Annotated in this window: 10 protein-coding genes; 8 read left to right on the top strand and 2 right to left on the bottom strand. The window is 70.6% G+C overall.

Annotation, left to right across the window (positions count from 1 at the left end; translation table 11 throughout):
• The 5 genes from ACQKIP_RS34055 to ACQKIP_RS34035 all read left to right on the top strand — a co-directional run.
• On the top strand, positions 1 to 249 hold a 249-nt coding region (locus ACQKIP_RS34055; RefSeq protein ID WP_427745031.1), incomplete at its 5' end, for an HRDC domain-containing protein.
• A gap of 167 nt (positions 250 to 416) precedes the next feature.
• Positions 417 to 788 (top strand): hypothetical protein, encoded by a 372-nt coding sequence (locus tag ACQKIP_RS34050; protein WP_365860515.1) that lies wholly within the window; start codon positions 417 to 419, stop codon positions 786 to 788.
• Positions 789 to 955: 167 nt separating this feature from the next.
• The gene (locus ACQKIP_RS34045; RefSeq protein ID WP_190082052.1) at positions 956 to 1,327 is read left to right on the top strand and encodes a WhiB family transcriptional regulator; all 372 of its coding nucleotides are present in this window, start codon (positions 956 to 958) and stop codon (positions 1,325 to 1,327) included.
• Complete coding sequence (locus ACQKIP_RS34040; RefSeq protein ID WP_365860516.1) at positions 1,324 to 1,647, top strand: hypothetical protein; 324 nt, start codon at positions 1,324 to 1,326, stop codon at positions 1,645 to 1,647. The genes ACQKIP_RS34045 and ACQKIP_RS34040 overlap by 4 nt, the downstream gene beginning before the upstream one ends.
• Positions 1,648 to 1,764: 117 nt before the next feature.
• Positions 1,765 to 1,956: a hypothetical protein gene (locus tag ACQKIP_RS34035; protein ID WP_365860517.1), complete on the top strand. Its 192-nt coding sequence runs from the start codon at positions 1,765 to 1,767 to the stop codon at positions 1,954 to 1,956.
• A gap of 16 nt (positions 1,957 to 1,972) precedes the next feature.
• Here the strand turns inward: ACQKIP_RS34035 and ACQKIP_RS34030 are convergent, their stop codons facing one another.
• Together ACQKIP_RS34030 and ACQKIP_RS34025 are read right to left on the bottom strand one after the other, a co-directional pair.
• The gene (locus ACQKIP_RS34030; protein ID WP_365860518.1) at positions 1,973 to 3,340 is read right to left on the bottom strand and encodes an ABC1 kinase family protein; all 1,368 of its coding nucleotides are present in this window, start codon (positions 3,338 to 3,340) and stop codon (positions 1,973 to 1,975) included.
• Between the two features lie 41 nt (positions 3,341 to 3,381).
• Positions 3,382 to 4,575 (bottom strand): ThiF family adenylyltransferase, encoded by a 1,194-nt coding sequence (locus ACQKIP_RS34025; protein ID WP_365860519.1) that lies wholly within the window; start codon positions 4,573 to 4,575, stop codon positions 3,382 to 3,384.
• A 207-nt stretch (positions 4,576 to 4,782) separates the two neighbouring features.
• On the opposite strand from ACQKIP_RS34025, the gene ACQKIP_RS34020 reads away from it, so the two are divergent.
• The 3 genes from ACQKIP_RS34020 to ACQKIP_RS34010 form a co-directional block, all read left to right on the top strand.
• The gene (locus tag ACQKIP_RS34020; RefSeq protein ID WP_365860520.1) at positions 4,783 to 5,379 is read left to right on the top strand and encodes a M48 metallopeptidase family protein; all 597 of its coding nucleotides are present in this window, start codon (positions 4,783 to 4,785) and stop codon (positions 5,377 to 5,379) included.
• A 117-nt stretch (positions 5,380 to 5,496) separates the two neighbouring features.
• Positions 5,497 to 7,194: a TerD family protein gene (locus ACQKIP_RS34015; RefSeq protein WP_365860521.1), complete on the top strand. Its 1,698-nt coding sequence runs from the start codon at positions 5,497 to 5,499 to the stop codon at positions 7,192 to 7,194.
• A gap of 11 nt (positions 7,195 to 7,205) precedes the next feature.
• On the top strand, positions 7,206 to 7,485 hold a 280-nt coding region (locus ACQKIP_RS34010), incomplete at its 3' end, for an AIM24 family protein (protein WP_427745030.1).

The raw sequence follows: 7,485 nt of genomic DNA, 5'->3' as shown, positions 1-7,485 counted from the left end.
GACATGGACGAGGGGCTCTACGAACGGTTGCGGGAGTGGCGCTCGGGCCAGGCGAAGGAGCTGGGACAGCCGGCGTACTGCGTGTTCACGGACAAGACTCTGATCGCCATCGCGGAGGCCGCACCCGACGAGGAGGGCGAGCTGGCCCGGATCCCCGGCGTCGGCGTGCGCAAGCTCAACCGCTATGGATCTGATGTGCTCGCCATTTGTGCAGGTGAGGAGCGTGTAAGGGGCGCCGATGGCAACTGATTCAAACTCGTCGAAAAAATAGTTTGCGCATGCGCAAGGAAGACCCATAGGTTCTTAAGCACGGGAACGGCGGCTTCTCCGAAGCCCTCGCCTCGTGCTGTACTTAATAGTCCGCCCGCAGGACCGGTTCCGGCCGGTCCCATAGACGCCGAGAGGAGGCGATTCCAGTGATCAGCATCAACGAGAGCTTCACCAGCACCGCGAAAATGACCGATCGCTCGGTCGTCGCTTCCTGCCTGCTCGGCTTCTCGAACCAGGGCACCGGTCTGTCCGGTGGCATCGCTGCCGCCGCCGTTCGTCCGGAGTCCTCTGCCCTCCCTCTGTCCCTCCCGCTGAACGTTCTTCCGATGCGTGAGGTCAATGAGGGCAGCGAGCGAGCGACCAAGGCACCGGGAGCAGTAGCGACGGCACAGGCGCAGGCCTATGCCTTTGCCGCAGCCGGTGCCGGATCCAAGAAGCAGACGACCCAGCAGCAGACGCAGCACCACCACACGATGTGGGCCTTCCGTGGGCTCGAACCCTGGAGTGATCCAGTCTGATCCTCGATCAGACCGGCGCCTTCAGGGCCGCGGAACCCCACCCGGGATCCGCGGCCCTTCTGTTTTCCCCAAAACGGGATGACGGAGCGAAGGGGCCGAGCAAGACCCGGTACCAGCCGCCAACCGGCCGACCCAGGCCGGCACGACCAGACGAGGAAAACACCACCGTGCAACTCGAAGCGCACGCCCCGTCCGTACCGCCTTCAGAGACTCTCCCCCCGCCCGTTCCCACGGAGGACCCGACCTTGACTCCCCTCACCGCGCTCACCGCGCTCGACGACGCCATCGAGAACCTCGGCGTACCCGTCCCCTGCCGCGCCTACGACCCCGAGGTCTTCTTCGCCGAGTCGCCGGCCGACGTCGAGTACGCCAAGTCCCTCTGCCGTACCTGCCCGCTGATGGAGGCCTGCCTCGCAGGCGCCAAGGAGCGGCGTGAGCCGTGGGGCGTCTGGGGCGGCGAGCTCTTCGTCCAGGGTGTCGTCGTTGCCCGCAAGCGGCCCCGTGGCCGTCCGCGCAAGAACCCGGTTGTTGCCGCATGAACGCCATCGGAACGATCGATCGCCCCCTGACGCACGACCCCAAGAAGCAGGCCCCGATGAAGGCAGCCACCGCCGAGCCCGCAGGCTCCGCCACCACAGACTTCTCCACCACCGGCGCGAACGACTCGCGCCAGAACAGGACCCGCGAAATGCAACTCATCCCAGAAGCCATGGCTCGTGCGCATATGCACGAACGCATGCTTGAAGCCGACGCCAACCGCCCGGCCGCCCGCCTGATGGCGGCTCGCCGGATGCAGCGCCGCGCCGAGCGCGCGTCGCTGCGCGCCAAGCGTGCGCTCGCCTTGGCCGTCATGCAGTGATCAACCGACGCACTGCCTGAGCCACACCACGAAGCCCGCGGGGGCCGGTCCGAACGGACCGGCCCCCGCGGTGCGTTGTGCCGGGCGAACCTCCGCGCGCGGCGATAGGCTCGCCGGGTGGACCAGCAGACTCCTCAGCCCGCTGACGCCGGGAATCTCGTGTGCTCCCGCTGCGGCAAGGTGGCCGAAGGCGCGCCGCTCACCTGGACCTGCTCCGTGGAGAACGGCGCCCGCCGCTACTTCTGCGACTCCTGCGCCCGCGAGAACCTCAGAGCCATCGAGGGGCGGCTCGACTCGCCGTGGTGGTGAGGGCGAGCCATACCTCTCAGGCGCCGGCCGCCGGGTCGTCCGCCTCCTGCTCCTGCGGCTCCTCCTCCACGAAGCCCGGCAGCCACTCCTCGAGTTCGTCCCGCATCCGGACCGTCGCCCCGAGCTGGCACAGCACCCCGATCGTGCTCAACGTCACACGGTGGATCAGCAGATACGACGGCGGGAGATTCAGCCGCTTGCCCAACTGATAGGCGGGGGAGCGGGGATCGGCCACCCGCGCCGCCTGCCCCCGCATCCAGCCGCGGGTGAAGGTGAACTCCTCCACCAGCATGGGCTCGATGATCGGCAGCAGATAGTCGAGGACCGCGTCCGGTTCGAGATCCACGGACTCCTGGACGAAGCCCTCCTCGCACAACATCGCGTAGACCGCGTCGGCCTCGCCGTCGAGCGTCATCCGCAGGGAGCGGCCGATGGTCGGGGGCAGCCCGCCGGGCAGCCGGTCCACCGTGCCGAAGTCGAGGACACCGAGCCGGAGGCCGCCCTTCTCGTCGGGCAGCAGCCGGAAGTTGCCCGGATGCGGATCGGCGTGCAGCAGCCCGGTGCGCGCCGGCCCCGAGAAGAGGAAACGGGCAAGGAGCTGTCCTGCGCGGTCCCGCTGCTCCTGCGTGCCGTCGGCGATCACGTCCGACAGGGGTATTCCGTCGACCCACTCGGTCACCAGGACCTGTTCGCCCTGGTGCACCACATCGGGCACCAGTACGTCCGGATCGTCTGCGAACTCCTCGGCGTGCGCGTGCTGCGCCGCGGCCTCCAGGCTGTAGTCCAGTTCCTCGGAGACGCGGTCGCGCAGCTCCGCGATGAGCGGCTTGATGTCCATTCCCGGAACCAGCGGTCCCAGGAGCCTGGCGAAGCGGCTCAGCTGGTTCAGGTCGGAGAGCAGCGCCTCGCCCGCCCCCGGATACTGCACCTTGACCGCGACCTCGCGTCCGTCGGACCACACCGCCCGGTGGACCTGGCCGATCGACGCCGCTGCGGCCGGCTTGTCGTCGAACTCCAGGAACAGCTCGCGCCAGTCATCGCCGAGCCGCTCGGCGAGCACGGCGTGCACGGTGCGCGTCGGCATCGGCGGCGCCGCTTCCTGGAGCTTCGTCAGCGCGGCGCGATAGGGCCCCGCGACCTCTTCGGGAAGCGCCGACTCGAAGACCGACAGGGCCTGGCCGAACTTCATGGCTCCGCCCTTGAGCTCGCCGAGCACCTTGAACAGCTGATCCGCCGTGCGCTGCTGCAGCTCACGGCCGACGATCTCCGCCGACTTGCCCCCGATCCGCTTGCCGAGCCCCCAGGTCGCCCGCCCGGCGAAGCCGAGTGGCAGCGCGGCCAGTTTGGCGGTACGGGTTACCGCCTTCCGGGGAAGATCAGACATGCGCCCCTCCAAGTCCCAGACAGCCACGCCTCGTCAGGCGGTTACCCCGCCATTGTGTCGTGCGGCTCTTTGTCCCCGGCGGGGTGTTCCCCCTTATCCACCACACCCGCCCCGCACGGGCACGAGAGATGCGGTGGTACCGGCCGTGCATGCCAGTCGAGGCCCGGCACGGACGCCTCCCAGCGGGCCCCCGCGCTCGCCGGTGCCGCCCCGTCCACAAAGGCCAGGGCATGCGCCGCGGCAAGGCCGGCGACGGTGGTCGAAAGGGCCAGGTCGCACGCGGTGACATGGCGCGCGCGTCCCGAACGCCACTGCGCCAGCATGCGCGGCCAGGTGGGATCCCGGTCCGCACGCTCAAGCGCCAGACAGCCCGCGCAGGCCGTCGCCCCCGGGAGGACGAGCGGCCCCACCACTCCGGTTCCCTCGATCACCCCGGCATAAAGATGCGGTGTCCCCGACGCGACGAGGGGCTCGGCGGCGAGCGGGTCGGGGGCGTGTGCGTAGAGCCCGTCCCGCGGCGCGATGATCACGAGAGAAAGCGCCGGCTCCCCCTCTCCCACCGCCCCCGCTGAGCCCCCTGCGCCCTCTGCTTCCGTTGCCCCCGCTTCTCCCGCCGCCCTCCGGACCCGGCGGGGCGGCCGGTCCGCAGCCCACTGCCGCACCGCCTGGCGCGCCGCCGCGTCCCTGCGGCTGCCGACCGAGTCGGCGGGCAGGCCGCCCGGCGCCACGTCCCGGGGCTCGACGACTCCTCCCTCCATCACGTCCACCTGCCCCACTCCCGCACCGGACAGAACCGAGGCCACCACCGCCCCCACCCGTCCCGCGCCCCGCACCTGGACCCGCATCGCGCGGCGCGCCGCCAGCTTCCGCATCCCGTCGCCGGGCCCGGCGGTCACGACCGACAGCGAAGCCAGGTCCGGGCGCAGTCGCTCCATCGCCCGATCCCGCTTGCGCAGGGCGTCGGCCGCCGCACCGCCGCCCGTCGCGTCGTCGAGGAGACCGGCCGCGGACAGCCGTCGCACGAGCTTGTCCACGTGATCGTCGGGCAGGCCCATCCGTCTGCCCTCCTCGCGCAGGAGCGGCAGTCCGCGTGTCCCGTCCAGCAGCTGGAGGAAGCTGCCCGTTGCCGTGTCCACCGGTCCGAGCGTCAGGGCGTGGGCAGGCGCCACGCCGAACTGGATGGTGTTCAGATCGCGCCAGCCGCGCCGCAGCGCAGGCTTCAAGATCGGATGCATGGTCGTCCCCCCGTGGTCATCCGGCGCTGCTTGTCCCCGCCCGCATCGCCGGTCGACAGCCAGGATGCCCGCCCCGGTCGAAGGCCGCCGAGCGTTGTCCACAGGCATGGGGTATTCGTCGTACTAATCGATCGCACGGGGAGCGATACCCCGCCGAACCGTCCCGGAGGCGGGACTTCCCCCATACCCAGCGGGTAACGTCGGGGCGTGCCCGCCGACCCACTGCACCGCGCCGGAAACCCACAGCGCAGCATGACCAGCCCGCCGCCACCCGGCTCCGGGGTGAGCGCGGTCGAGGTCAGACGGAGCGCCCGCCGCCGCAGAACGGTCTCCGCGTACCGCGAGGGCGATCGCACCGTCGTGCTCATCCCCGCCCGCATGTCCGAGGCCGAGGAACAGCGCTGGGTCAACGTCATGCTCGACAAGCTCGCGGCCCAGGAGAGCAAGCGGGTCCTTGGCGACGCGGAGCTCTCCGAGCGCGCCGAGCGCCTCTCCGAGCAGTACTTCGACGGCCGGGCCAGGCCCGCGTCCGTTCGCTGGGTCACGAACCAGAACACCCGGTGGGGATCGTGCACCCCGTCGGAGGGCAGCATCCGCCTTTCGCACCGGCTGCAGGGCATGCCCGAGTACGTCGTCGACTACGTCCTCGTCCATGAACTCGCGCATCTCCTCGTGCCCGGACACGGGTCCGACTTCTGGCGGCTCCTCGAGGCCTACCCCCGCACGGAGCGGGCCCGCGGGTATCTGGAAGGTGTGGTCGCGGCCGACCGGCTGCCGCATCTGCCCGCCGCCCGTGACGAGTGAACTTCCGCAGTTCCCGGAGGTTGTGTACCGGCTTTGTACCGGCTTGGTCCGCTGTCGGACTTTGCGGTTAGCCTGGCGCGACGCATTTACATTCGGGATGGGGGACGGTCGTTACGTATGGCCAGGGAATTCCAACGCGGCCACAAGGCCAAGATCAGTGACCTCACCGCGGGCACCGATCTGTACGTAGGCGTGCAGATCTCCGCCCCCGGACTGAGCTTCGACATCAGTTGCTTCGGCCTGGACGCGGACGAGCGCCTCTCGGACGACAGTTACTTCATCTTCTTCAACCAGCCGAAGTCGCCCGAGGAGTCCATTCAGCTCCTCGGCGCGCAGGCCGGTGACACGGAGTCCTTCCGGGTCACGCTCGACCGCATCCCGGCAAAGATCCAGAAGTTGTCGTTCACCGCGACGATCGACGGCGCCGGCCAGATGTCGCAGGTCGCCCCCGGCTACATCCGGATCGTCGCGGGCGGCGAGGAAGTCGCCCGCTACTCCTTCAACGGCGCGGAGTTCTCCACGGAGCGTGCCGTGATGCTGGGCGACTTCTACCTGAAGGACGTCTGGCGGTTCGCCGCGATCGGCCAGGGATTCGACGGCGGTCTCGACGCGCTCCTGAGGAACTTCGGCGGCGAGGTCGCCGAGGAGGAGCCCGCACCGCAGGCACCCCCGGCCACCGGCGCCCCGTCCTTCGCGCCGCCCGCCCAGGCCGCCGCGCCGCCCGCGTTCGGCGCCCCGGCGGGCCCCGCGCAGCCCCCGGCTCCGGCTCCCGCGCCCGCTCCGGCCCCCGCGCCCGCCCCTGCTCCGGCCCAGAACTTCGCGCCGCCGCAGGGAGCCACTCCGCCGCCCGCACCGGCCCCGGCCGACCCCTCCGTGCACGCGGCGCAGACCATCGTGGCCCCGATGAACCAGCCGCCGGGCGGCACGATCCCGCCCCCGCCGCCCGAGCCCTACGGACAGCCGAAGCCGCACTACGCCCAGGTGCCCGGCCAGTCGGCGCCCCCGCCGCCCGGATACGGCCAGCAGCCCGGCGCTCCGATGCCCCCCGGTTACGGCCAGCAGCCCGGCGCTTCCATGCCGCCCGGCTATGGCCAGCAGCCCCCCGGCCAGTTCCCCGGTCAGCCCGCGGCCCCGCAAGGCGCGGCCCCGCAGGGTGCCGGTGTGTCCGCCGCCCTCCAGAAGTACCGCGAGGCACCGACCGGACAGCGCTGGACGCAGCAGAACGAGAAGCTGGTCCGCGTCGACCTCGGGGTCAGCGAGCAGGCCGTGCTCGCCCGGCAGGGCAGCATGGTGCTCTACCAGGGCAAGGTCGAATTCAGCTACAAGGGCGCGGGCTTCGCGGGCCGCGTCGTGGGCAATGCGACCGGCCAGGAGATGCAGCTGATGCGCTGCTCCGGCCGCGGCCAGGTCTTCCTCGCCGAGGAAGCCACCCACCTGCACCCCATCGAGCTCCAGGGTGACGCGATCTGTGTCTCCGCGGAGAACGTCCTCGCGTTCGACGAGTCGCTCCAGCACGAGGTGCGCAGGATCGAGGGCCACGGCATCCCCGGCGGCGCGCTCTTCGTGATGCAGTTCCAGGGCACCGGCACGGTCATCGTCAAGACGCACGGCGTGCCCGTCGTCCTGCCCGTCACGCCGACGACGTTCGCCGACTGCCACGCCGTGGTCGCCTGGTCGGCGGCGGCCCAGGCGATCGTCTCCAGCCAGGTGCGGCTGCGCAGCAACGCGTACGCGGGCTCCACGGGGGAGAGCGTCAACCTCCAGTTCCGGGGTGCGCCCGGCAACTTCATCATCGTCCAGCCGTTCGAGGTCTGAGGGAGCCCGTCATGAATCAGCAACTCTCGGGCTTCGCCCCGGCACCGGTCGCGGCCCGCATGGAGAACCACGGCAGCCACATGGTCAAGGTGGCCATGCAGAGCGGAAACGACCTCCTCGCGCGCGTGGGTTCGATGGTCGCCTACGAAGGGTTCGTGCAGTACGAGCCCAATCCGCCCGCCGTGCGCCAGATCGCGAGGGAGTGGATGACCGGCGAGGGCGCGCCTCTGATGAAGTGCTCCGGAGACGGCCTGCTCTCTCTCGCCGACTACGGAGCCGACGTCGTCGTCA

This window comes from Streptomyces sp. NPDC059900, assembly GCF_050270335.1.
Lineage (GTDB): Bacteria > Actinomycetota > Actinomycetes > Streptomycetales > Streptomycetaceae > Streptomyces.
Note: the sequence above shows the minus strand (reverse complement) of the source record. Positions and strands in the feature narration are given on the sequence as shown.

Excerpts from the sequence above, each read along its gene's own strand:
- ACQKIP_RS34040 (WP_365860516.1), top strand. The coding sequence starts at position 1,324 with ATGAACGCCATCGGAACGATCGATCGCCCCCTGACGCACGACCCCAAG.
- ACQKIP_RS34030 (WP_365860518.1), bottom strand. The coding sequence starts at position 3,340 with ATGTCTGATCTTCCCCGGAAGGCGGTAACCCGTACCGCCAAACTGGCC.
- ACQKIP_RS34025 (WP_365860519.1), bottom strand. The coding sequence starts at position 4,575 with ATGCATCCGATCTTGAAGCCTGCGCTGCGGCGCGGCTGGCGCGATCTG.
- ACQKIP_RS34015 (WP_365860521.1), top strand. The coding sequence starts at position 5,497 with ATGGCCAGGGAATTCCAACGCGGCCACAAGGCCAAGATCAGTGACCTC.